General features: G+C 66.9%; 24 protein-coding genes. 13 read left to right on the forward strand and 11 right to left on the reverse strand.

Annotated elements, in window-relative coordinates:
- Nucleotides 1-131: 131 nt before the first annotated feature.
- The 5 genes from GRX31_RS21930 to GRX31_RS21950 all read right to left on the reverse strand — a co-directional run bounded on the left by GRX31_RS21930 (nt 132) and on the right by GRX31_RS21950 (nt 6,477).
- Nucleotides 132-479, reverse strand: coding sequence for a rhodanese-like domain-containing protein (locus GRX31_RS21930; protein WP_016447089.1), 348 nt, complete (start codon nt 477-479; stop codon nt 132-134).
- Nucleotides 480-556: 77 nt separating this feature from the next.
- Entirely contained in the window at nt 557-1,267 is a 711-nt protein-coding gene (locus tag GRX31_RS21935) for a protein-L-isoaspartate O-methyltransferase family protein (protein WP_016447088.1), read from the reverse strand.
- 43 nt (nt 1,268-1,310) lie between these two features.
- Nucleotides 1,311-4,538: an efflux RND transporter permease subunit gene (locus GRX31_RS21940; protein ID WP_160854784.1), complete on the reverse strand. Its 3,228-nt coding sequence runs from the start codon at nt 4,536-4,538 to the stop codon at nt 1,311-1,313.
- A gap of 2 nt (nt 4,539-4,540) precedes the next feature.
- On the reverse strand, nt 4,541-5,782 hold the full coding sequence (locus GRX31_RS21945; protein WP_047217030.1) for an efflux RND transporter periplasmic adaptor subunit: 1,242 nt from the start codon (nt 5,780-5,782) through the stop codon (nt 4,541-4,543).
- Nucleotides 5,779-6,477 (reverse strand): TetR/AcrR family transcriptional regulator, encoded by a 699-nt coding sequence (locus GRX31_RS21950; protein ID WP_047473219.1) that lies wholly within the window; start codon nt 6,475-6,477, stop codon nt 5,779-5,781. The genes GRX31_RS21945 and GRX31_RS21950 overlap by 4 nt, the downstream gene beginning before the upstream one ends.
- A gap of 145 nt (nt 6,478-6,622) precedes the next feature.
- Between GRX31_RS21950 and msrA the strand changes: the two genes are divergently transcribed.
- The 5 genes from msrA (at nt 6,623) to GRX31_RS21975 (ending at nt 11,146) form a co-directional block, all read left to right on the forward strand.
- A complete protein-coding gene (gene msrA / locus GRX31_RS21955; RefSeq protein WP_016447084.1) occupies nt 6,623-7,159 on the forward strand; it encodes a peptide-methionine (S)-S-oxide reductase MsrA in 537 nt (178 codons plus the stop codon).
- Between the two features lie 148 nt (nt 7,160-7,307).
- A complete protein-coding gene (locus GRX31_RS21960) occupies nt 7,308-7,763 on the forward strand; it encodes a transcriptional repressor (protein ID WP_160854786.1) in 456 nt (151 codons plus the stop codon).
- Between the two features lie 48 nt (nt 7,764-7,811).
- A complete protein-coding gene (locus tag GRX31_RS21965; RefSeq protein WP_016447082.1) occupies nt 7,812-8,132 on the forward strand; it encodes a hypothetical protein in 321 nt (106 codons plus the stop codon).
- A gap of 209 nt (nt 8,133-8,341) precedes the next feature.
- Nucleotides 8,342-8,710: a hypothetical protein gene (locus GRX31_RS21970; protein WP_237426746.1), complete on the forward strand. Its 369-nt coding sequence runs from the start codon at nt 8,342-8,344 to the stop codon at nt 8,708-8,710.
- Nucleotides 8,711-8,947: 237 nt separating this feature from the next.
- Entirely contained in the window at nt 8,948-11,146 is a 2,199-nt protein-coding gene (locus GRX31_RS21975; protein ID WP_160854790.1) for a TonB-dependent receptor domain-containing protein, read from the forward strand.
- Nucleotides 11,147-11,181: 35 nt separating this feature from the next.
- Here GRX31_RS21975 and GRX31_RS21980 read toward each other — a convergent pair whose 3' ends face one another.
- A complete protein-coding gene (locus tag GRX31_RS21980) occupies nt 11,182-12,243 on the reverse strand; it encodes a tyrosine-type recombinase/integrase (protein ID WP_160854792.1) in 1,062 nt (353 codons plus the stop codon).
- A 276-nt stretch (nt 12,244-12,519) separates the two neighbouring features.
- On the opposite strand from GRX31_RS21980, the gene GRX31_RS21985 reads away from it, so the two are divergent.
- Nucleotides 12,520-13,473, forward strand: a complete 954-nt coding sequence (locus GRX31_RS21985; protein WP_160854794.1) for an AEC family transporter — start codon at nt 12,520-12,522, stop codon at nt 13,471-13,473.
- A gap of 31 nt (nt 13,474-13,504) precedes the next feature.
- On the opposite strand, the gene pdxH is transcribed toward GRX31_RS21985, so the two are convergent.
- The gene (gene pdxH, locus GRX31_RS21990) at nt 13,505-14,152 is read right to left on the reverse strand and encodes a pyridoxamine 5'-phosphate oxidase (protein ID WP_017405177.1); all 648 of its coding nucleotides are present in this window, start codon (nt 14,150-14,152) and stop codon (nt 13,505-13,507) included.
- 52 nt (nt 14,153-14,204) lie between these two features.
- Between pdxH and GRX31_RS21995 the strand changes: the two genes are divergently transcribed.
- Nucleotides 14,205-14,777 carry a nucleotidyltransferase family protein gene (locus GRX31_RS21995; protein ID WP_160854840.1) on the forward strand — a complete coding sequence of 191 codons (573 nt, stop codon included), beginning with the start codon at nt 14,205-14,207 and terminating at the stop codon, nt 14,775-14,777.
- Nucleotides 14,778-14,779: 2 nt separating this feature from the next.
- On the opposite strand, the gene GRX31_RS22000 is transcribed toward GRX31_RS21995, so the two are convergent.
- The gene (locus GRX31_RS22000) at nt 14,780-15,346 is read right to left on the reverse strand and encodes a MarR family winged helix-turn-helix transcriptional regulator (RefSeq protein ID WP_013802266.1); all 567 of its coding nucleotides are present in this window, start codon (nt 15,344-15,346) and stop codon (nt 14,780-14,782) included.
- A 243-nt stretch (nt 15,347-15,589) separates the two neighbouring features.
- Between GRX31_RS22000 and GRX31_RS22005 the strand changes: the two genes are divergently transcribed.
- From GRX31_RS22005 to GRX31_RS22025, 5 genes are read left to right on the forward strand one after another with little or no spacing between them, the layout of a single operon-like run.
- On the forward strand, nt 15,590-16,573 hold the full coding sequence (locus GRX31_RS22005) for a Bug family tripartite tricarboxylate transporter substrate binding protein (protein ID WP_160854796.1): 984 nt from the start codon (nt 15,590-15,592) through the stop codon (nt 16,571-16,573).
- Between the two features lies 1 nt (nt 16,574).
- Nucleotides 16,575-18,869 carry a xanthine dehydrogenase family protein molybdopterin-binding subunit gene (locus tag GRX31_RS22010; RefSeq protein WP_160854798.1) on the forward strand — a complete coding sequence of 765 codons (2,295 nt, stop codon included), beginning with the start codon at nt 16,575-16,577 and terminating at the stop codon, nt 18,867-18,869.
- On the forward strand, nt 18,862-19,758 hold the full coding sequence (locus tag GRX31_RS22015; RefSeq protein WP_016447072.1) for an FAD binding domain-containing protein: 897 nt from the start codon (nt 18,862-18,864) through the stop codon (nt 19,756-19,758). Before GRX31_RS22010 ends, GRX31_RS22015 begins: the two co-directional genes overlap by 8 nt.
- Nucleotides 19,755-20,261 (forward strand): (2Fe-2S)-binding protein, encoded by a 507-nt coding sequence (locus GRX31_RS22020; protein WP_016447071.1) that lies wholly within the window; start codon nt 19,755-19,757, stop codon nt 20,259-20,261. Before GRX31_RS22015 ends, GRX31_RS22020 begins: the two co-directional genes overlap by 4 nt.
- Nucleotides 20,251-21,027, forward strand: coding sequence for a CoxG family protein (locus GRX31_RS22025; protein ID WP_046985491.1), 777 nt, complete (start codon nt 20,251-20,253; stop codon nt 21,025-21,027). Before GRX31_RS22020 ends, GRX31_RS22025 begins: the two co-directional genes overlap by 11 nt.
- A 21-nt stretch (nt 21,028-21,048) precedes the next feature.
- On the opposite strand, the gene GRX31_RS22030 is transcribed toward GRX31_RS22025, so the two are convergent.
- Complete coding sequence (locus GRX31_RS22030) at nt 21,049-21,660, reverse strand: superoxide dismutase family protein (RefSeq protein WP_046985507.1); 612 nt, start codon at nt 21,658-21,660, stop codon at nt 21,049-21,051.
- 150 nt (nt 21,661-21,810) lie between these two features.
- Nucleotides 21,811-22,434 (reverse strand): gamma-glutamylcyclotransferase, encoded by a 624-nt coding sequence (locus GRX31_RS22035; protein ID WP_047473238.1) that lies wholly within the window; start codon nt 22,432-22,434, stop codon nt 21,811-21,813.
- A 238-nt stretch (nt 22,435-22,672) separates the two neighbouring features.
- On the opposite strand from GRX31_RS22035, the gene GRX31_RS22040 reads away from it, so the two are divergent.
- Nucleotides 22,673-23,197 (forward strand): OmpA family protein, encoded by a 525-nt coding sequence (locus GRX31_RS22040; protein ID WP_160854800.1) that lies wholly within the window; start codon nt 22,673-22,675, stop codon nt 23,195-23,197.
- A 94-nt stretch (nt 23,198-23,291) separates the two neighbouring features.
- Here GRX31_RS22040 and gloA read toward each other — a convergent pair whose 3' ends face one another.
- A complete protein-coding gene (gene gloA / locus GRX31_RS22045) occupies nt 23,292-23,741 on the reverse strand; it encodes a lactoylglutathione lyase (protein WP_026062330.1) in 450 nt (149 codons plus the stop codon).
- Nucleotides 23,742-23,918 lie beyond the last annotated feature (177 nt).

The following is a 23,918-nucleotide window of genomic DNA, read 5'->3' on the forward strand; positions in this document are numbered from 1 at the left end:
TAAGCGACATAAGCGACAGGGGCAAGGGGCCGAAGCAGGGGCATAGAGGTCCTCGAATCAAAACACAGTCGTCACGAAGCACCGGGGACGGCGGGTTGGCCGTGTCCCGGGCTTCTTTTGCGTCTTGCCGCTCAGTAGCGCGGCACGCCTGGGTCGCGCTCGCGCGACCAGGCATCGATGCCTCCGCTGATATTGGCCACGGTCTCGAAGCCGTTGTTCATCAGGAAGGCAGCGACATGCATGCTGCGTGCGCCGTGATGGCACAGGCAGGCTGTGGGGTGATCCGGATCGAGTTCCTGCAGGCGCGAGGGAATCTCGCCCATGGGGATGCAGCGCAGCTCGAAGCCCTCGGGGCGTACGCTGGCCTGGGCCACTTCCCAGGGCTCGCGCACGTCCAGCACCAGGGGCAGGGCATCGGAGCCGCTGGAGTGCTGGGTCAGCCAATCGTTGAGTTGCGCGGGAGGCACTTGGGGAAGCATCGGAAAGATCCTTGCGGAATGGAATGGGGTTGCGGCAGCGGCCGTGGTCCTGCGGGCATCGGCCGCTGCAGCGGGTTTCAGAACGTGAAGCGCGAGGGCTCTTCGAAGTTGGCCAGGCGGGCGGTCACCACGTCCCAGGGCTGGCTCGTCTCGAACTGGTGGCCGTTCTTGCGCACCAGCGTGAAACGCATCATGGGCAGCTGGCCGACGATGGCTGCCAGGCGGCCGCCGTCGTTGAGCTGGGCCAGCAGGGCCTGCGGCACCTGGGCCACCGAGCCGCTGAGCACGATGGCGTCGAACTGGCCCAGGGCAGCCGCTGCCGTGGCGCCATCGGCCAGCTTGACCTCGGCATTGGTGATGCCTGCGCCCAGCAGGTTTTCGCGGGCCATCTCGGCCAGCTCGGGCACGATTTCCAGCGTCACGACTTCCTTGGCCTGGGCGGCCAGCAGGGCGGCCATGTAGCCCGAGCCGGCGCCGATTTCCAGCACGCGGTCGGTGGGCTTGATCTTCAGGTCCTGCAGCATGCGCGCCTCGATGCGCGGGGCCAGCATGCACCAGCCCTTGGCGGCGGCTTCCTCGGCCGGGGCGACCAGGGGGATTTCCAGGTCCATGAAGGCCAGGCCGGCATGCTCGGGCGGCACGAAATTCTCGCGGTGCACCTTGCCCAGCAGCGCCAGCACTTCTTCATCAAGCACGTTCCAGGGGCGGATCTGTTGCTCGATCATGTTGTAGCGCGCGTGCGCTTGGGCGCTGTGGTGTTCGGGCAGGCTGTTCAGGGGCAGGCTCATGGGGTATCTCCGGAGAAAGACTTGTCAGGACAAACCTTTGATTCTACGAGTCTCGCGGCAGGGTGGGGGCGCTGGCGGCGCCTTGGCCGGGGGCCGCGTCGTGCTGGTTGCCGTTCCACAGACGCCGCAGCCACTGGGAGAAGTCATCGAGGTAGCAATAGACCACGGGCACGACCACCAGGGTCAGCAGGGAGGAAGTCACCACGCCGCCGATCACCGACTGGCCCATGGGCGCACGCTGCTCGGAGCCCTCGCTGAGCGCGAAGGCCAGGGGCACCATGCCGAAGATCATGGCCAGCGTGGTCATCAGGATGGGGCGCAGCCGCACGCGCGCCGCCAGCAGCAGGGCCTGCTCGCGCGGCAGGCCGTCGCGGATCTGGCCGGTGTCCGGGTCGCTGTGCGGCCCGCGCGCACGGATGGCGAAGTCCACCAGCAAGATGGCGTTCTTGGTGACCAGTCCCATGAGCATGACCACGCCGATGATGGAGAACATGGACAGGGCCGAGCCGAACATCATCAGCGCCAGCACCACGCCGATCAGCGTCAGCGGCAGCGAGGTCATCAGCGCCAGCGGCTGCAGGAAGCTCTTGAACTGGCTGGCCAGGATCATGTAGATGAAGATGATGGCCAGCGCCAGGGCGGACACGGCATAGCCGAAGGACTCGTTCATGCTCTTGGTGGCGCCGCTGAACTGCGTGCGGTAGCCGGGCGGCAGGGCGATGTCGGCCAAGGCCTTGCGGATGTCGGCCGAGACCTCGCCGCTGGAGCGCAGGTAGACGTTGCCGCTGAAGGCGACCTCGCGCGTCATGTCGCGGCGGTTGATCTGGCTGGGGCCGGTGCCGGGCGTGACGGTGGCCACCTGGTTCAGCCGCACGATGCGCATGTTGCCGTCGCCGGAGGTGGAGGGCAGGGCGAAGGGCAGGCGCTCCAGGTCCTGGGGCGTGCTGCGCGACTCGGGCGCCAGGCGCACCTTGACGTCATAGGTCTGGTCGTCGCTGGCGCGCCAGTTGCCCACGGTCTGGCCGGCCACCCAGGTGCGCAGCGCCGATGCCATGGAGCCTACCGACAGGCCCAGGTCGGCGGCCGCATCGCGCCGCACGGTGATGTCGATCACGGGCTTGTCGGGCTTGAGGCTGCTGTCCAGGTCCACCAGTCCGGGAATGCCGCGCAGGCGTTCCATCACCACGCGGTTCAGGCGCTCCAGCTCGCCCAGGTCCGGGCCCTGCAGCGAGAATTCGACCTGTTTTTGCCCGCCCACGGGCTCGCGCTGGCCCACATGGGTGACGGTGATGCCGGGCACGCTTTGCAACTGCTCGCGCAGCACGCCCGACAGTTCGTCACCGCTGCGCTGGCGCAAATGGCGGTCCAGCAGGCGGACGTAGATGCTGGCGTATATCTTGCCCTGGGCCGTGCCGGTGTTGATGGTGGCCAGCGTGTAGCGGACCTCGGGCAGGGCGCGGATGATGGCATCGACCTGGCGTGCCTTGGCCTCGGTGGCCTCGATGGACGAGCCCACGGGCGTGTTGAAGCTCACCGTGGTCTCGGAGAAATCGGCCTTGGGCACGAATTCCGTGCCCAGCAGCGGCACCAGGAAGATGCTGGCCACGAAGATGGCCAGCGCCGCCGCCAGCGTGGCGATCTTGTGGCGCAGCGCCCAGCCCAGCACGTCCTGGTAGAAGTGGGACAGCGAGTCGGTGGCGCGCTCGAACCAAGCCGTGACCCGGCCCAGCGTGCGGTCGTAGAGGCTGCGGCCGCGCTGCTCGCCATGGGCGTGGATGGTCGGGTCGTGCCAGACGCTGGACAGCATGGGGTCCAGCGTGAAGCTCACGAACATGGAGATCATCACGGCCGCCACGATCGTGATGCCGAATTCGTGGAAGAACTTGCCGATGATGCCGCCCATGAAGCCGATGGGCAGGAACACCGCCACGATGGACAGCGTGGTGGCCAGCACGGCCAGGCCGATCTCCTGCGTGCCGTCGAGCGCGGCAGCATGCGCGTCCTTGCCCATCTGCACATGGCGCACGATGTTCTCGCGCACCACGATGGCGTCGTCGATCAGCAGGCCCACGCACAGCGACAGCGCCATCAGCGTGATCATGTTGATGGAGAAGCCGAACCAGTACATGAACAAAAAGGTGCCGATCAGCGCAATGGGCAGCGTCAGCCCCGTGATCACCGTGGAGCGCCAGGAGTTCAGGAACAGGAAGACGATGAGCACCGTCAGTGCCGCGCCCTCGATCAGCGTCTGGCGCACGTTGTTGACGGCCACGCGGATGGGGCGGGCGCTGTCGGCAATCGGCTCCAGCCGCACGCCGGCCGGCACCTCGGCGGCGATCTCGCGCAGCGTGGCGTTCAGGCCGTCCACGACTTCGATGGTGTTCTCGTCCTGGGCCTTCTGCACGGACAGCAGCAGGGTGCGGCTGCTGTTGTACAGGGCCACGGTCTCCAGCTCGCCCGCGCCATCCTGCACGCGCGCCAGCTGGCCCAGCCTCAGGGGCGCGCCGCCGCGCTGGGCGACGATGATGCGCTCGAAGTCCTGCGGGCGCTTCATGCGCGCGTCGATCTGCACCACGCGCTCCTGCTCGCGCGAGCGGATGGCGCCCAGCGGCAGGTCCTGGTTCTCGCTGCGCACGGCGTTCACGATCTGGTCGGGCGTGATGGCATAGGCTTCCAGCGCCTCGGGCTGCGGGTAGATGTTGATTTCGCGCGGCGTGGCGCCCACCAGGTTGACGGCGCCCACGCCGCGCACGTTCTCCAGCCGCTTCTTAAGGACCTGGTCGGCCCAACTGGTCAGCGCGACGGCATCGGGCGCCTTGGCGCCGGCATCGGCCTGGGGCAGCACGGCCACGGACCAGATGGGTGAGCTGGCCGGATCGAAGCGCAGCACGCGCGGCTCCTTGACCTCATCGCGCAGGGTGGGGCGCACCGAGGCGACTTTCTCGCGCACATCCTCGGCAGCGCGGCGGCCATCGACATGCAACTGGAATTCGATGATGACGACGCTGGTGCTCTCATAGCTGCGCGAGGTCAGCGCGTTGATGCCGGCAATAGAGTTGACGCCTTCCTCGATCTTCTTGGTGACCTCGGACTCCACGATCTCGGGCGAGGCGCCCGGATAGTCCACCGTGACCACGACCACGGGGAAGTCCACATTCGGGAACTGGTCCACCTTGAGTCGCTGGTAGGAAAACACACCCAGCACCATGAGGGCCAGCATGAGCATGGTGGCGAACACAGGGTTGGCCAGGCTGACGCGCGTGAACCACATGGTCAGCGGGCTCCGGGGGCTGGCGCAGCCTGGGGCTGCGGGGCCTGCTGCATTTGCTGCATCTGCACCGCCGTGCCTGCGCGCAGGCCGCCCACGCTGCCGGCCAGCACCCTGTCACCGGCCTGCAGGCCGGTGGACACGGCAATCCAGGTGGCCCCATCCTGCGCGCTCTGGCTGCCCAGCGTGACCGGGCGGTGCTGCACGCGCAGCAGGCTCTTGTCCGCTTCGGACTCGCCCGCAGGCTGCAGCAACTGCACATAGGGCTGGGGCTGGTCGGTGCGCACGGCGGTCAGGGGCACGGCCAACTGTTCGGTCTGCCCCGTGACAATGCTGCCCTGCAGGTACAGGCCCGGGCGCACGATGGGAATAGATCTGCCGGCAGCGCCTGCGTTGACCGGTGCAGCCTGCACACGCAGATAGACGGCCACGCTGCGTGAACCTGCCTGGGCGCTGGGGTTGATGCGCACCACGCGCGCGGGCACGGCGGCCACATCGTCGCCCGCGCCCTGGACCTGCAACAGGGCCTGCTGGCCGACCTGCACACGCACCGAATCGGCGGGCGCGAGCTGGGCCACCACCTCGAGCTCGGAGGGATCGACGATCTCCAGCACCCGCGTTTCCACGCCCACGCGCTCGCCGTCCTGCACCAGACGCTGGGCGACCTGCCCGTCCATGGGGCTGCGCAGCACGCTGTCGGTCACGCTCTTGCGTGCCACATCGGCGGCGGCCTGGGCGGCGGCCAGGTTGGCGCGGGCGGCGTCAAGATTGGATTGGGACGTGGCCAGTGCCGTGGTCGAGATGAAGCCCTGGGTGACCAGGGCCTGGTTGTTGTCGTGCTGGCGCTGGGCCAGCTGCAGCTGTGCCTGGGCCGCGTCGGCCTGCTGGCGGGCCTGCCGCCAGCGGGCCTCGACCTCGGTGGCGTCCACGCGGGCCAGTTCCTGGCCCTTGCGCACGCTGTCGCCCTCGCGCACCTGCAGGCCGCGCAGCTCGCCGGCCACATAGGCCTTGACCACGGCGCTGCGCACGGCCTGCACCACGCCGCTGACAGGCACGGTCAATTGCAACTGGCGCGGCTGCAGCTGCACCACCTCCTGCGGGCCCACGCGCACCGGCATCTCGCGCGGCTGGGTGGCCGCGGCAATGGCGGCCTGCTTACTATGCCGGGTGGATGCGGCGCGCCATGCGCTGGCGCCGATGGCGATCAGTAAGGCCAGGCCGATCAGCCAGCCGGTGCGACGCTTCATGGTGTGGGCGGGGAGGTGGGTGGTGTGGTGGCTGCAAGGGGCTGGCACATGCCATGCAGCAGGTAGTCGATCTGGGATTCCAGAAACCGCTCGGGATCGAAGTCGCCGTGCGGCAGGCAGCCGCCCAGCGAATGCTTCCAGATCATCAGGAACATCATCGGGGCGACCACGCAGTGCACGGACAGGTCCAGATCCATGGGCCGGAACTCGCCGCGCTCCACGCCGCGCTGCAGGATGCGCCGGATCAGCTCATGGCCTGGAAGAACCACCTCCTGGTGATAGAACTGCGACAGCTCGGGAAAATTGCCCGCCTCGCTGAGCATGAGCTTGGTGATGCCCGACGCCTTGGTGCTGCCGATGCGCTCCCACCAGGACTTGAAGCAGTAGCGCAGCAGATCGGTGGACGGTGCGCAGTAGTTGTCGAGTTCCTCGCTCCACTCGCCGAAGCGGCCCGCGATGCTGTGGCGCACCACGGCCTTGAAAAGCTCCTGCTTGCTCGCGAAATAGAGGAACAGCGTGCCCTTGGAAACCCCGGCCCGGGCGGCGACCTCTTCGACGCGGGTGGCGGCGTAGCCCTTTTCCACGAAGAGGTCGAGCGCGGCTTCCAGCAGCTCGCCCGGACGCTCGTGCTTGCGGCGGCTGCGCTTTCCGGAAGGCTCGGCGGGGGCGGGTGAAGAGGCGGGGGAGTCGGTCACGGAAAATTAATGACTGATGGGTTAGTTATCGTAACCGCAGAACCGTTCGTCGTCACCTGGCTTGTGCATGGGCTAACCTGTAGGCGCAACGGCCTGCATGCATTGCGTGTGGTCATTTTTTCGATTTCTCACAGAAAAGGCGCATATGACGACTGAAACCATTTATCTGGGCGGCGGCTGTTTCTGGTGCACCGAAGCCGTTTTCGACCGCGTGCGCGGCGTGAGCGACGTGCAAAGCGGCTACGCCAATGGCGATCTGGACGATCCCAGCTACGAAGACATCTGCACCGGGCAGACCGGCCATGCCGAGGTCATCCGCGTGCAGTTCGACCCTGCTGTGATTCCGCTGCGCGACCTGTTGACCGTGTTCTTCGGCACGCACGATCCGACCACGCTCAACCGCCAGGGCAACGACGTGGGCACGCAGTACCGCAGCGCGATCTACACCACGAATGACCATCAGGCGGAGGTCGCACGTACGCTGATCTCCGAGCTGGCCCAGGCGGGCGCGTATGACGCTCCCATCGTGACCGAGGTCCAGCCCCTGGCCAGCTACTGGCCCGCAGAGGACTATCACCAGGACTACTTCCTGAACCATCCCAGCCAGGGCTACTGCGCCTTCGTGGTGGGGCCCAAGGTGCAGAAATTCCGGGGTGCCTTTGCGCGCTGGGTCAAGCAATGAGCCCAGGTGGGCGGGTTGTGTAAGCGGTTGTGATTTGCGGGCATAATGCAACCCGGTTGCGATAACGGTGTCCTGTCGCGCTCTGCAGCCCGCTCTTGCATTGCCCATGTCATCGCCGACTCCCTCCCCCTTGCTCTTGCCTTGCGGCATGCGTTCGACCCGCGCCACGCGGGCCGTGCTGGCGCTGTGGGAGGCGCGCGCCGATGCGCTGTTGAGCGAGGCGGATGTGGAAGCCGCCCTGCATGCCCAGGGCGTGCAGGTCAACCGCGTCACCGTCTACCGGCTGCTGGACCGGCTGGCAGCAGCCGGCGTGTTGCGCCGCAGCGTGGATGCGGCACGCGTGGCCCGGTACGGCAGGCCCCTTCAGGGCGCGGCCTGCGAAGGCGACGCCGCTGCGCACTTCGAGTGTGCGGATTGCCACAGCGCCTTTCGTCTGGGCGGCGAGGCAGGCGGGGGCGGTGAGCAACTGCAGGCCGCCTTGCTGCAATTGCGGCAGGCGCTGGCAGCCAGCGGCCTGCAGGGCCAGGCCATCGATGTGTCGGTGACGGGGCGGTGCCAGGTCTGCAGCGGCACCGGGCACTCCCGGAATGATCCGTCCGCGTGAGGTGGCCGCCTTTCCCTTTTTCTCTTGCATAGCCCTTCAGGATCTCGCATGACTTTTTCCCCCTTCCGTTCCGTTTCCCTGATCCTGGCCGCTGTCTTTCTGGCCGCTGCGGCCCAGGCGCACGATCACGGCCAAGACCATGACCATGCCAAGACCCCGGCGGACGCCAAGGCACAGGGTGGCCCGGTGCAACTGGATGCCCATGCCCGTGCCGACATGGAGCGCCACCGCTCGATGGCCAAGGCCCACGAGGCCGCCGCACAGTGTCTGGCGGCAGGGCGTGACCATGCGCAATGCCACAAGCAGCTGCAGGCCGACTGCAAGGGCCTGGCGCTGGGCAAGTTCTGCGGCATGCGCCATGCGCATTGAGCGCGGCATTGCCCGCCGTGCACTGCTGTGAGCAGTCGCCCGTCTTTGTGACGGGATGCTGGAACCTGCCCCGCCAATTGGCGCATACACTCTGCGCTGCCTGACCCGCTCCTGATTCATCCATGCCCTTCAAACTCCCGAGTCGCCACTCGCCTGCGCCCGCCTCACGGCTTGCGTTGCGCGGTGCCGTGCCGAATCGGGGTTGGCTTTTGGCCTGGTTGCTGGTCTGTTCCATCGCACTGGCGCCGTTGCTGGGCCAGATGCACCGTGTGGTGCATGCTGGCGGCCTGGCCTCGGCCACGGCCCATGGCCCGGTCGAGGTGGTGGCCACCTCCTGCGCTGCACCCGTCGACTGGGTGCACGCGCTGTTCTCGGGCCACGGCCCGGCGGACTGCCAACTGCTGGACCAGTTGCACGAAGGCATGGCGGGGCCACCGCCCGCCGTGGCGCTGCCGCCTTTCTGGGGCGAACAGGCCGAGCCCGCCCAGCCGCCCATCGTGTGCGATGGCCGCGTGCTGGCGGCTTTCTTCGATGCGCGTGGTCCCCCGCATCCCATCACTGCCCGCCTGGCGGCTTGAGCCTTGGGCGGCGGCGCTGCATGCGCCCGCCCATTGAAGCTGTTTGCGCGCGCCTTCCTGCATTGCACGCAAGAGGCGCTGTGCCCAGGTTGGACAGATCCTGAATGCATATCCGATCGGATGGCTGCGTGCGCCTGCATGGCGCACCCCGGTTGTCCGTTTCCGACGCCATTTTTTGCAGCGCCCGCATTCCCACGTCCCTGGGGCCGTGGCCGGCCGCTGCCGGGAAGACCAGTGATGAGAGTGACAACAAAGCAATACCACCAGGACGCCAAGGTGCAGGGGGAGAGGATGAAGCTGCGCCCGCTGCTGCAGCAACTGCTGCTGGCGGGCGTGCTCGGCCCCGCGATGGCAGGGCTGGCCATGGCAGCAGAGCCTGCGGAGGCTGGAGTCGCCGCCGCGCCCGGAACTGCCACCGGCGCCCAGGCGGATGCTCCGCGCAGCGACACGCCTGTGCTCAATGAGGTGACGGTCAAGGCCAGCGGCCTGGGCCTGACCTCGGCCGATATGTCCACGCCAGCCACGGTGCTGGAAGGCGATGTGCTGACGCTGCGCCAGGCCGCCACGCTGGGCGAGACGCTGGACGGCGAGCCCGGCATCCACGCCAGCCATTTCGGTGCGGGCGCAAGCCGCCCCATCATCCGCGGCATGGACGGCCCGCGCGTGCAGATCCTCAGCGATGGCTCGGAGCTGCATGACGCCTCCACCATCAGCCCCGACCATGCCGTGGCCAGCGAGCCCATGCTGGCCACGCAGATCGAAGTGCTGCGCGGCCCTTCGGCGCTGATCTACGGCGGCGGCGGTGCCATGGGCGGCGTGGTCAACATCCTGGACGACAAGATCCCCACGTCCATTCCCAAGAACGGCATCACGGGCTCGGCCCAGCTGCGCGGCAGCACGGGCGCGGGCGAGACGGCCGGCGCGTTCTCGCTGACGGGCGGCGCGGGCCAGTTGGCCATCCATGCCGAGGGCATGGCGCGCGATGCCGGCGACTACCGCGTGGGCAGCGGCTGGGCGCCCAACGGCCAGTCGCAGGGGCGCGTGGGCGGCAGCTTCAACCGCACGGATACGGGCAGCCTGGGCCTGTCCTGGATCGGCACGCAAGGCTACCTGGGCCTGGCCTACACGCGCCAGACCGCGCGCTATGGCCTGCCGGGCCACAACCACAGCTTCGAGGGGTGCCACACCCATGGCGACCATCTGCACTGCGGCGGCCATGACCACGGCGACGAGGACGGACATGACCATGGCGACGAAGAACACGATCACGACCATGGCAGCGTGCCGGTGGTCGACCTCAACAGCGAGCGCTGGGATCTGCGCGGCGAATGGCGCAATCCGACGGCAGGCATTGCGGCGTTGCGCGTGCGCGGCGGCTGGACCGACTACCGCCATGACGAGATCGAGGACGGCCAGGTCTCGACCACCTTCAAGAACCGCGCCCATGACCTGCGCGTGGAGGCCGAGCTGGAGCCCATCGCCGGCTGGCGCGGCGTCATCGGCCTGCAGACCGTGCAGCGCAAATTCAGTGCCGAGGGGGAGGAGGCCTATGTGCAGCCCACCGAAACCCGCCGCAACAGCATCTACCTGCTGGAGGAATACCGCTGGCAGGACTGGCGCTGGCAGGCTGCGCTGCGCCATGAGCGCCAGTCCGTGGATGCCCAGCAAAGCGGCATCTCGCGCAGCCACAGCGGCACATCGTTCTCGCTGGGCTCGGTGTGGAAGTTCACCCCGGGCTACAGCCTGTCGGCCTCGCTGACGCAGGGCAACCGCCTGCCCACGGCCGAGGAGCTGTATGCCAATGGCCTGCACATGGCCACATCCACCTATGAGCGCGGCAATCCCGACCTCAAGCGTGAACGCTCCCAGGCACTGGACATAGGCCTGCGCAAGACCTCGGGGGACACCACGTTCAGCGTCAATGCCTTCCACCATCGCGTCAAGGGCTATATCTATGGCGCCACGCTGGACGAGCATGACGGCCTGCAACTGCTGCAGTACACCCAGGCCGACGCACGCTTCACCGGCGTGGAGGGCCAGGTGCGCCAGAAGCTGTCGCGCCAGTGGGGCGTGACCCTGTTCGGTGACGCCGTGCGTGCGCGGCTGGAAGACGGCTCCGCCTTGCCGCGCATTCCCGCGGCGCGCGTAGGCCTGCGCGTGGACACCTTCTACAAGGGCTGGGATGCCCAGGCCGAGTGGGTGCAGGTGCTGCGCCAGAACCGTGTCACCGCCTACGAGACCGAGACGGACGGCTACGGCATGCTCAACCTCTCGGCCAGCTACACGCTGCGCACCTCGGGTGGCACGCCCTGGCAGTTCTTCATCAAGGGCAACAACCTGACCAACCGCCTGGCCTTCGCCCACACCTCGTTCATCAAGAACGCTGCGCCGCTGATGGGGCGCAATATCACCGTGGGCGTCAAGGTGTCGTTCTAAGGCGGGTTGCCCGCGCTGCGCTCCCGCGCCGTCTGCTACAGGTAATGCTGCAGATGGCGCAGGGCGCGTGTGCTGTCGACGCCTATCCACTGCACCACTTCGGTCTCGGCACGGCCCGCGCGCAACCACTGCACGATGGCCGTGTTGCGCAGCACCTGCGGCCCGACCCGGTGCAGCGGCGCCTTCTGGGCAGAAGCGGGCTGGGCCGCATGGGCACGCTGTATCAGCTGCGAGGCCACATGGAACAGCACGCGCACCGACAGCGGCTGCCCCTCGCGCGAATAAAAGACCGTGGCATCGGGTTGAACGGCCTCCGGCCCGCGCTGGCCGGCGCTGAAACCTTTCCAGTCCTGCAGCGCCTTCACCACCGTTTCCGACAGATCCAGCGTGCGCTGCTGCGCGGCGCGTGCGCCATCGATATGCAATTGACAGGGGAGGCCATCGCCTGGTCCTGCGCATTGCACATCGCGCCAGCACAGGCCGCGCACCTCCTCGGGCGCCAGCGCCAGTTCGTACAGCAGCAGCAAGATGGCGCGGTCGCGCGCCGACTGAAAGCCGTCGGCCATCGGTATGTGGCGGGGCAGGGCATTCCACAGCGGTGCGGGAAGGCAATGGCCCTGGCCGTCTTCGGCAGGGGGGCGCTCCTGCGGCGCCAACCCTGCGGCGGGATTGGCGCTGACCCAGCCGTGGTCCAGCGCATGGTCGTAGATGCGTTCCAGCAGGCGCCAGTAGCGCCTGCGCGTGACCTCGCTGATGCGGCGGCCGGGCTGGTGGCCCGACAACTGGCCTTCGCGCGGGCGCAGGAAATTCTGGACATCCACGGCGGTGGCCTGTTGCCAGGCGCGGGCCTTTGCGTTGACTTTGCCTTTCGGCGTGGTGGGGGAGGGGGAACTTTCTCTGGCGGGCATGCCCGCATCGCCCAGGCTGCGCAGCCAGGCACGCCATACCTTTTCGTAGCCGCTGTCGGGCGCCGTGTCCAGGGCATCCCAGCCCTTGGTGCCCTCGGTTTCCAGCCAATGCCGGAACAGGGCCAGTCCGTCGGGGACAGTGGACGGCGGCTTGCCGGCAGCGGGTGCCTGGGATGGTGATGAAGTCATGGGCGTCGAGAGCAAAACGAATCAACCAATAGGGATGTTCAATGTAACTTACATGAAGTTGAGTGGCAACCTTGTTATCGGCTGATGAATGTCAGTGGCGACAAGTCGCCAGAAAAGGGGGCTGTTCGGCATGAATCTGAGCCTTGGCACGTCCTTGGAGGCTGGTCGGGCCTTCGAGGCCCGGGACGATGCCTGAACGAGGATGGGCCGGGTCTGCGGCGCATAATCTGCGCGCGCCGCAAGCCTGCGCAGGCGCAGCTTCCCGGTCCTGCTTCAGTGAACTCTCCCGTCTTTGCCTCCCTCATCCCTGTCATTCTTTGCATAGGAGCAGGCTTTCTTGCCGCCCGGCTGGCCTGGGTGCGTGCCACAGCCATCAAGGATTTGTCCAACCTTGTGTTTCTGGTGCTTACGCCAGCGCTGCTGTTTCGCACCATGGGTGCGGTGCGGGTACAGGAGCTGGACTTTCAGCCCGTGGCCCTGTATTTCCTGGCGACTGCGCTGATCTTCGTGGTGTCCATGGTGCTGGGCGGCTTTTCCACGCGCTCGGCCGCGCGGGGGCTGGCCAATATGTTCAGCAACACCGTCATGATCGGCGTGCCGCTGGTGGGGCTGGTCTACGGGGAGGAAGGGCTTGTCACGTTGTTCACCCTGGTCTCGCTGCATGCGCTGATCCTGCTGACCGCAGCCACCATCGTGTTCGAACTGGCCGAGGCCCACGAGCGCCAGCGCTGCGGCCAAAGCGCACCGCGCCCCATGTGGCGCACGGTGCTGCAGGCCGTGCGCAACGGCATCGTGCATCCTGTGCCGCTGCCCATACTCGCTGGCTTGCTGTTCGCTCAGACGGGGCTGGTGCTGCCCGAAGTGGTGGACCGGTCCCTGCAGGTCCTGGGCCAGGCGCTGGGCCCCATGGCGCTGCTGTTGGTCGGCGTGACCCTGGCCTACACCAGGGTGGGCCAGAACTTGCGAGAGGCTGCTGGCATCGCGCTGGTCAAGAACCTGGTGCATCCGCTGCTGCTGCTTGCGCTGGCCTGGGCCTTCGGCCTGGGTGGCCTGCCCGTGGCCGTGATGTTCACGGCGGCGGCGCTGCCGGTGGGCGCCAATGTATTCCTGTTCACGCAGCGCTATGGCGTGATGCAGGACGAGGTGTCCGCCAGCATTGCGGTGTCCACGGCGCTGGCCCTGCTTACCGTGCCGCTGATGCTGTGGCTGGCCCAGCGTCTGCCGGGCTGACGGGTTTCAGCAGCGCCAGCAATCGAGGGGATCAGGGCGCCAGGCGCTGGCGCAGCCAGGTTCCAGCTTCAAGCTGGTAGCAAAGGCGGTCGTGCAGCCGGCTCTTGCGGCCTTGCCAGAATTCCCAGCGCTCGGGCACCAGCCTGAATCCACCCCAATGCGGCGGGCGTGGCGGGTTCAGCAGGAACTGCGCGCCGTACTTGGCCGCATTGGCCACCAGTACGCTGCGCCCGCTGATGACCTGGCTTTGCGGGCTGGCCCAGGCGCCAATGCGAGAGTCCAGCGGGCGGCTGTTGAAGTAGGCGTCGCTTTCGGCCTCGCTGACCTTTTCCACCCGACCTTCGATGCGCACCACGCGCTCCAGCTCCACCCAGTGAAACTGCAGCGCGGCAAAGGGGTTGCCCGCCAGTTGCTGGCCCTTGCGGCTGTCGTAGTTCGTGTACCAGACCAGGCCGCGCTCGTCATAGCCCTTGATGAGCACGATGCGTGTGCTGGGCCGCAGGTCGCCGCCCACAGTGGCCAGCGTCATGGCATTGGGCTCGGGCACCTGGGCGCTCAGGGCTTCCTGCAGCCATTGGTCAAACTGCTGCAGCGGATCGGCCAGGGAGGCCGATTCGCTGAGTTCCGCGCGCTCGTAGCTTTTGCGCAGATCGGCGATCGAGGTGGAAATGCTGCTCATGGCCTGCATTGTGCCTGCGCCCGACCTCCCATTTGCTGCGCTAGAGTTGCGCATGCTCAGAGACTTCAAAGGCCGCCCTTGCGTGATCATCCTCGCCTCGGGCCGTGGCGAGCGTTTCCGCGCGTCGGGCGGCACCATGCACAAGCTCGCCGCGCCGCTGGGCGGCAGCACCGTGCTGGAACACACACTGGCCGCCGTCCGCGCCAGCGGCCTGCCCTGGCATCTGGAAGATGCGGGCCACCCCGGAATGGGCGATTCGCTGTCTGCGGCCGTGCGTGCCACAGCCGATGCGCCAGGCTGGCTGGTCTTGCCGGCCGATCTGCCGCTGGTGAGTCCACAGACCTTGCTGAAAGTGGCCGATGCATTGCATGCGGGGGCCCGAGCCGCCCAGCCTGTCCATCAAGGCGCGCGTGGACATCCCGTGGGTTTCGGCGCCGCATGCGGCGCGGCGCTCATGGCGTTGAGCGGAGAGAAGGGCGGGGCGCCTGTGCTGAAGGCGCTGCGCGAAGCCGGACATGTGGTTCAGGTCGATGTGGACGATGCTGGTGTGCTCACCGACATCGATACGCTGGACGATCTGGCGCGCGCTGAGGTGTTGCTGCAGAACCGGCCTGAAGTGGGCTGAATTCAGGCTTCGCCGTCTGCCGTAGCGGGGCCGCCTTCGGTCGCTGGGTCGGCTTGGCTGCCTTGGCAATAACCGCGCAGTTTGAGCAAGGCCCGATACATCACCTCCCGTTCCTCCTGCGTCAGCGCCAGCAGAGCAGCGGCCTGGTGTTGTCGGGCCACGGGCATCACCTCGTCATGCAACTGCCGGCCCGCAGGCGTGATGGAGCACAGGATCTTCTTGCGTGGAGTGGAGCCTTGCGCCAGCAGGGCCACCAGGCCGCGTTCCTCGAGCAGCCGCAGCGCCCGGCTCACCAGGGCCTTGTCCGAAGTGGATTGCACCACCAGCGCGCTGAACGGCAACTCGCCTGCATGCGCGACAAGGGCCAACAGCCGCCACTCCGAAACCGTCAAGCCCGCCGTATCGGCATAGGGCACGGTGATGGTGCGCCGCAGCGCATTGCCCACCTGGCTCATCAGCGTGGTCAGAAAGGCATCGACGGTCAGGCTGCTGCCTGCCTCGTCAAGGTGGGTCCAGGGATTGCCTGCGGGCGTGCTGGGCACAGGGAGAGGAGAAGGTGGGATGGACATGTTCCCATCAATTGTTTCACAGGCTGCCTGACGTTTGTCTTGTGGAATTTCTTTGGAGAAATCAATAGAGGTCAATCAGTGTTTTCAGTAAGTTGATTCATCAACTTGCCGGAGAAAATCGTCATTGATTCTTTTGAGGATCAATGTTTCATGGATGAATCGTATGAATTCATCCCATAGCCAGCCCCAGCTGCCATGCCCGTATCTGACCGATGCATGTCCGCGCTTTCAAAGGAGCCAGTGATGACCCCCCATCGTCGGCAAGGCCTGACCATTGCAGCATTGGCTTTTGCCACCGCTGTCTGTGGTCCGGCATTTGCACAGGACTACCCCGCCAGGCCGATCACCGTGGTGGTCGCCTATCCCGCAGGTGGTGACACGGACGCCATGGCGCGCCTGTTCTCCGAAAAGCTCACGGTGCGTCTGCGCCAGCCCGTGGTGGTGGACAACCGGCCCGGGGCGGGCGGCACCGTGGGCAACAACCTGGTTGCGCGGGCCGTGCCCGATGGCTACACGCTGCTGTTCACGCCCAACCCCTTCACCATCGCCCCCATGGTGATGAGGCTCCCTCCTGCCGCGACCTATGACCCCTTGAGAGGTTTCACCCCCGTGGTGCAGACCGCCAGCCAGGCCGTGCTGCTCGTGACCCATCCCTCCACGGGATTCAAAAGCGTGGCCGACATGGTGGCTGCGGCCAAGGCCGGCAAGACGCTCAGCTACGCCAGTCCCGGCGCAGGCTCGCCCATGCACATAGGTGCCGAGTGGCTGAACCGCGTTGCCGTAGTGAGCATTCAGCATGTGCCCTATCGCGGCGTGGCACCGGCCGTCAACGATGTGGCAGCGGGCCATGTAGGACTGGCCTACGTCACGCTGGGGCCGGTGGCCCAGTACATCCAGGCGGGCAAGCTGCGCGCGCTGGCCGTGACCGACCCGAAGCGTTCGCCCCTGCTGCCCGATGTGCCTTCGCTGGCGGAACTGGGCTACAGGGACATCGCCGCGGGTGCCTGGAATGGCTTCTTCGCGCCCAAGGGCACGCCGGCCGCCGTGGTGCAGACCTTGAACACCCATCTCAACGAGATCCTCAGGATGCCGGAGGTGGCGGCAAAGATGGCCACCTTCGGTGCCGTGCCCGTGGGCGGGTCGCCGCAGGTGCTGGCCGATGTCAACGCTGCCGACTACGAGCGCCTGGGCAAGGTGATCCGCGAACTCGGCATCACCGCTGAATGACATGAATACCTCGAATTCCACGCTGGGCCGCGAGACGGCCCAGGTCACGGCGCTGTCCAAGGTACTAGGTCGTGCCCAGTACACGGGCGACCTCAAACTGCCGGGCATGCTGCATGCCAAGCTGTTGCGCAGCCCCTATCCGCATGCGCGCATCGTGCGCATCGACATTGCTGCAGCGCGTGCGCTGCCCGGTGTGAAAGCCGTGCTGACCGGGGCAGATGCACCGCGCACGCCCTGGGGCGTGAGCCACAAGGAGCGGCGTATCCTGGCCGACGGCCTGGTGCGCTTTGCGGGGGAAGAGGTGGCAGCCGTGGCTGCCGCCACAGAAGAGATCGCCCGCGATGCGCTGGACCTGATCGAGGTCGAGTACGAAGAACTGCCCGCCATCCTGTCGCCCGAGGAAGCCCTGGATGAAGAAGCGCCCGGCGTTCATCCGGGCCGGGGCAACATCGCCCACGAGATCCGCTTCGAGCGCGGCGATGCCGATGCCGGATTCGCCGCAGCTGATCTGGTTCATGAAGCCACGTACACCACGCATGCGCAGTACCCGGGCTACCTGGAACCCATGGCAACCCTGGCCTCCATCGACGCCGATGGCCGCCTGTTGGTACAGACCTCCACGCAGTCGGTTTTCCTGGCGCGTGCCCGGCTGGCGGCGGCGCTGGAGCTGCCGGTGTCCGCCATCCGCGTGGTGCAGGCCACCACGGGCGGCGGCTTTGGCGGCAAGATCGTCGAGGACGACAACCAGCTCGTGGCGGGCCTGCTGGCCCTGCGCACCGGGCGGCCCGTGCGCCTGGTCAACAACCGGCTGGAGGACTTCCTGGCCTGCTGCTCCAGCGTCCCCGAGCGCATCACGCTCAAGCTGGGCATGGCGCGTGATGGCCGCATCCTCGCCAAGCAGGTGCACATCGTTGCCGAGTGCGGTGCCTATGCGGGTCTGTCGGCCGAGGTCATGCACGTCAGTGCCATGCGCAGCGACAACATGCACACGCAGGGCAACGTCCGATCGCACGCCACCCTGGTCTATACCAACAACCCGCCGCACGGCGCGTTCCGCGGCTTTGGCGGTACGCAGATGCTGTTCGCGCTCAACAGCCACATCCACATCATGGCCGAGCAGCTGGGGCTGGATCCGGCCGAAGTCCACAAGCTCAATGCAGTGCAAGCCGGCGACGTGACAGTGCATGGCTGGAAGATCGGCAGCGCCGGCCTCAAGGAGTGCATAGACCAGGCCACCGATGCCATCGACTGGCGCGGCAAGCGCGCCCGCCCCCGCCAGGCCCTTGGCGCCCGCCGCAGGGGCGTGGGCATGGCCGCGGCCATGCATGTCAGCGGCAACCGCACCATGGGCAACTGGGACGGCTCCACCGTGGTGGTGCGCATCCATGAGGATGGCCAGGTGCTTGTGCTCAGTGGCGAGTGCGACATGGGCCAGGGCGCGGCCACCATGCTCAGCCAGATCGTCGCCCATGAACTCACGCTGCCGTTGTCGCAGGTCCGCGTGGCCGCACCCGACACGGACAGCACGCCCTTCGCCATAGGCTCGCTGGCCTCGCGCGTGACCATGGCTGCAGGCAATGCCGCCATAGGTGCCGCGCAGGCGGCCCGCGGCAAGCTGCTGGCCCTGGCCGCCGTCGTGCTGGAGGCGCAAGTTGACGACCTGGAGCTGGCCGATGGTCAGGTGCGCGTGCGCGGCACCGACCGTGCGGCAGGCATGGCCGAGCTCGCACGCCAGCACATCTGGCGCCATGGCGGCGAGGGCATACAGGTCAGCCACACCTGGGATGCCCAGACGCAGATGCACGACGCCCAGCTGCACGGCAACATCGCGCCGGCCTATTCCTTCGCGGCCCAGGCAGTGGAGGTCGAGGTCGATACGGAAACCGGCCAGGTCCGGGTGCTTGACAGCTATGTGGCCGACGACTGCGGCAAGGCGCTGAACCCCGTCGCCATCCATGGGCAGACCAACGGGGCCACCGTCCAGGCCATGGGCTGGGCCCTTTACGAGCAACTGCACCTGGAAGGCGGGCGCCTGGCCAACGGCAACTTCGCCGACTACACCATGCCAACGGCCGACGCCGTGCCCTTGCTGCGCGGCGGCTTTGTCGAGTCCAACGACCCCAACGGCCCCTATGGCGCCAAAGGGGCCAGCGAAACCGCCATCCTGCCGGGAGCGCCTGCCATCGCCAACGCCGTGTACGACGCCATCGGCGTGCGCATATGCGATCTGCCGATCACGCCCGAAAAAATCCTGGCGGCGCTGCGCGCACGCGCCGAGGAGGGCCGTCATGCATGACTTCGACTTCCTGGAGCCCACCTCGGTGGCGGAGGCCAGCCGGTTGCTGGCCGAACTGGGCGAGGACTGCCGCGTGATCGCCGGCGGCACGGCCTTGATGCTGGGCATGCGCCAGCGCATGCTCGCGCCCACGCACCTGGTCTCGCTGGCTGGCATCGATGCGTTGCGCGGCCTGGACTTCGACCCGGTGCGTGGCCTGCGTATCGGCGCCCTGGTGCGCCATGCCGAACTGGCGGCCTCGCCGCTGGTGTCGCATCACTACCCTGTCCTGGCCGGCATGGCGCAGCGCATGGCCAACCCGCAGGTGCGCAATCAGGGCACGGTGGGCGGCAATCTCTGCTATGCCGACCCCTCCACCGACCCGCCCGGCTGCCTGATGGCATTGGGCGCCCAGATCGTGCTGGCCAGCGCAAGAGGCGAGCGCCTGTTGGACATCGAGGACTTCCTGGTCGACTACTACGCCACGGCGCTGGAAGGCGACGAGATCGTCAGCGAGATCCGCGTGCCGCCCATGGGGCAAGGAGACGACCGGCGCAGCGGTGTGTACACGCGCTTTCTGCGCACAGCGGCCGAACACCGGCCGCTGGCCAGCGTGGCCCTGGTGGCGCACACCGCCGGGGGCATCTGCCGCGACGCGCGTCTCGTCGTGGGCGCCTCTACGCCCATACCCGTGCGCCAGCGGCGCGCCGAGGGCTTTCTTGAAGGCCGTGCCCTCACCTGGGCCTTGGCGGCCGAGGCGGGTGACATCGTCGCGGCCGACATCACACCGGTTTCGGACCTGCGCGGCTCGGCGGATTTCCGCCGAGAAATGGTGCGCGTCAACGTGCGGCGCACCGTGGCCGAACTGTTTGGCCTGGACCTGGCACTGGAACAAGGAGAGCTGGCATGAGCCGACATCGCATCGAATGCACCGTCAACGGCGAGCCCTGCAGCGTGGACGTGCCTGCGCGCCGGCTGCTGTCGGATTTTCTGCGTGATGACCTGCACCTGACGGGCACCAAGCGCGGCTGCGAGACGGGCGTGTGCGGCGCCTGCTCGGTGCTGCTGGATGGCGAAGTGGTGAAGTCCTGCCTGCTGCTGGCCGTGCAGGTCCAGGGCCGCGCGCTCACCACCATCGAAGGCCTGGCCGACCGTATTGCTGGGGGTGCGGGCGCAGACCCGTCACAACGGCTGCACCCGCTGCAGCAAAGCTTCATGCAATGCGGCGGCCTGCAGTGCGGCTACTGCACACCAGGCTTCATCATGGCCGCCTGCGATCTGCTGGGGCGCAACCCCCTTCCCGGCGCGGACGAAGTTCGCCATGGCCTCAACGGCAACCTGTGCCGTTGCACGGGCTACACCCAGATCGTGGAATCGGTCCTTGTGGCCGCGGAGAAAATGCATGGAAATTGAGAAAACCCTGACTGTTTCGGCCTCGCGAGAGCGGGTGTGGGCCTTGTTGCTCGATCCCCAGGTCATGGGAGGTGCCGTGCCGGGCATGCAGTCCATCGAAGTGGTCAGCCCCACCGAATACGTGGCGGTGATGCACCAGAAGATCTCCTTCATCAGCGCCAGATTCAAGCTGCGCACACGCATCGTCGAGCAACGCGCTCCCGAGTATCTGCGCGTGGAAGGAACGGGAGAAGACACCTCGGTGGCCAGCTCGCTCAAGCAGCGCAGTGAAATCTTCCTGAGCGCCACGCCGGATGGAGGCACCGACCTGCGCATCAAGATCGACGTGGACCTGCTGGGCCGTCTGGGCGCATTCGGCCTGAGCGTGATGAAGACCAAGGCCGACCGAATATGGGAGGAGTTCGGTAACAATCTGGCCGCGCGGCTCGAAGGCGGGGGAGGGGAGCCCGCTGCGGGCAAGGCGACCGTGCAGGCGCCTGCACCTGTCGCGCCCGCGCCGGCCTCCGAGCCAGCCGGGGAAACGGTGGCGCAAGCCCGGAATTCGCCAGCACCAGCGCCAGCTTCGGAGCTCTCCTCCACGGCCCAAGACCTGCGGGGCCGTGGCTGGTGGGGACGGCTAATCGGCAGCTTGAGCGGTGAGGGCAGCGCGGGCGCTGCCGACACCATTCATGTCGAGCTGCGCCGTGGCGATACCACGGTCAGCGTCCAATGGCCGGGCGCGCGCGCCGAGCAGTGCGCGGCGTGGCTGCGCGACTGCCTGCGCTGAACGCAGACCCGGCCGAGCACATCATCCGCGCGTGATCACCGCACAGGCCAGGCGCGCCCCCGAATTGCCGGTAGGCTGCGTGGTGTAGTCGTCAGGGTCCTTGTGCACGATCAGGCCGCGGCCCACCACGCTGTTGGGACTCTGATCCAGTGCCAGGCCGCGCGAAACGAAATCTATGCTGGCCATGCCTTGCGCGTCGGATCGCAGGCTGGGCAGATCCCCTGCGTGGTGGACAGCGGAATCGAAGCGGCCATGGGCGTGGCCGGTGGGGTTGAAATGGCCGCCCGCGCTCAGGCCATCAGGGCTGGAGCAATCGCCTTTCTCATGGACATGAAAGCCATGCTCGCTGTTGGGCGCCAGCCCCTGAACCGAGCCCTGAACGCGCACGCTGCCATCGGCCTGGGCAGTGAACTGCAGGCTGCCGCTGACCTTGCTGCCTTGCGTGGGCTGCAGCTGGGCCATGGCCACGTTGCGGGCGGCAGGGGCTGCGGTGACGGCTGCCGGGGTGGACGCTGCGGCTGCGGCAGGAGGCTTGGCCTGGCTGCCGCAGGCCCCAAGGGCCAGCACCATGCCGGTTGCCATCAGCAGCTTCACGGCGGTGGACGGGGTGGATGGGGAAGCGTTCAAACGCATGGTGGCAATCTCCTGGTTGATATCCGTGCTGGAAAAGTTGTGAGGCGCATTGCGCGCAGCCGCCATCTTGCAGCGTGCAATACGGTGGATATGTCGGAGAGGGCAGCGTTGTGCGCCTGCGCGCATCAGCGTATCAATCGCATCAAAGCGTCAGCGCGCGGCTTGCGCACCCGCTTCAGGCTGGCCCGCGTAGCTGAGCAGGCGCTGCAAGGCGCGGTCCCGGATGCCGAGGCGCTTGAGCTCATCGAAGGTTGCGCGCGCATAGTCATGCGTGCTGCCATAGATGCCCTTGGCCTCGCTGAAGATGCGGCGATAGTCTTCGGGCGCCAGCTCGCCCGTGTGATTGGGGCTTTGACGGGACAGCGTGAACGCCAGCGCCTGCACCGTGCCCTGGCCGGTGCGGCAGGGCAGCCAGCGGGGGTCATAGACGGCATTGGCCATCTCGCGCTGCCACAGCTTTCTCATGACGTCATGGCCGTGGTGCCGGGGAATGCGGAACACCATGCCCTGGCAACTGCCGCCGGACAGCATGCCAAAGACCAATCCAGGATTCTGGGGCGTGCCGCGGTTGATGGTGCTCCACATCTTCAATGCCCGGTGCCAGCCAAAGACACGGGCCGTGCGGCGTTCGCAGAAATCGAAATCCGGCCGCCAGATCAGCGAGCCGTAGCCAAAGATCCAGAGGTCGTCGCTTCCGCCCCATCGGTGCAGCGCCTCGTCCAGCATGGGCTGGGACTCTCGGCGGGCAAATGAGAATTCTGGCAGGGCGGACATGGGCGCTGTGGCGTGAAGGAACAATGACGTTTTAACGCCTGTCGGCCCAAACGGTGCACAAGCGCCTGCGTTGCCCTTGCACGGCCGGCCTTTTGTCTCTGCGGCGCCACAGTTCGTGCCGGGTGGCATCACGGGGCTTGGGCGGTGCGCAGGGCCGTTGGCGGCGGCCCTCTACAATCGGCCGGTTTTTCGCAGTCTTTCTGGTTTCCTTCAACAGTTCATTCACGGAGAGTGCTTCATGTCCTTCAGTCAATCCGACGACGACAGCCAACAACGTTTTGCCCTGGGCTTTTTGTTTGCGCTGATTGCGCTCGTCGTCTCCACGGTCGTGGGTGTCGTGGTCTACCAGCGCGGTATTGCGCATGGCCCTGCAAAGACGACAACCGGCGCCACACCTGTGCCGGCGATGGCGCCTGTGGTCCTGGAGGAAGACGTGGCGCGTGTCGTTGTCGAAAACGGCGTGGTCAAGTTCTACTTCGCATCGGCCAAGGCCGAGCTGGCGGCTGGCGCCAATGAAGCGCTGGCCGATGTGGTGGCTGGTGTGCAGGGCGGCAAGCGCGCCGTGATCTCTGGATACCACGACGCCACCGGCAGCGCCGAACTCAACGCCGAACTGGCCAAGAAGCGCGCCCTGGCAGTCCAGGCTGCCCTGTTGGCACTGGGCGTGGCCGAGGAAAAGGTCGAACTCAAGAAGCCCGAACAACTGCAGGCCGATGGCAGCAATGCCCAGGCCCGCCGGGTGGAAGTGATCCTGGTGGATTGAACCGAATCAGCAGTGCGGCTGGCAGCAGTCGCAGCTAAAAACAAAGGCCCGGAGCGATGAACGCTCCGGGCCTTTGTTTTTGGGGCTGCGTGGATCAGGAATTGCGCAGGGGATCGAACTTCTCGCCGCCAGCTGGCTGCACGCCGGCATGGGCGCGTGAGTTCTCCTGTATGAGTTCTATCTTGTAGCCGTCCGGATCCGTCACAAAGGCAATCACCGTGGTGCCGCCCTTGACGGGGCCGGCCTCGCGCGTCACGTTGCCGCCGGACGCCTTGATCTTCTCGCAGGCGGCATAGGCATCAGGCACGCCAATGGCGATATGGCCGTAGGCCGTGCCCATGTCGTAGGACTCCGTACCCCAGTTGTAGGTCAGCTCGATCTCGGCCTGGCCAGGGTTGCCGCCCTCGAAGCCCAGGAAGGCCAGCGAGTACTTGTACTCGGGGTTCTCTGAGGTTCGCAGCAGCTGCATGCCAAGAACCTGTGTGTAGAAATCGATGGAACGCTGGAAATTGCCAACGCGCAGCATGGTGTGAAGGATTCGCATCCACGGATTGTGCCGGGATTTGGCGGTCTCTTCACGCGCTCGGCCATGGGGTGAGGTCGCTTCAGCCCCACCGCGGCATCGGTCGCGGGCTCCTGCCCGGGCGCGTGCATCTCATCCACAGACTCCCGCGTGGTCCGGATGCTTGGCCTGCAACGCATTCAACCACCGATTCAACTA

Origin of the sequence: Delftia sp. CH05 (genome assembly GCF_009827015.1) — a bacterium.
In the GTDB taxonomy this organism is placed as follows: domain Bacteria; phylum Pseudomonadota; class Gammaproteobacteria; order Burkholderiales; family Burkholderiaceae_C; genus Comamonas; species Comamonas tsuruhatensis.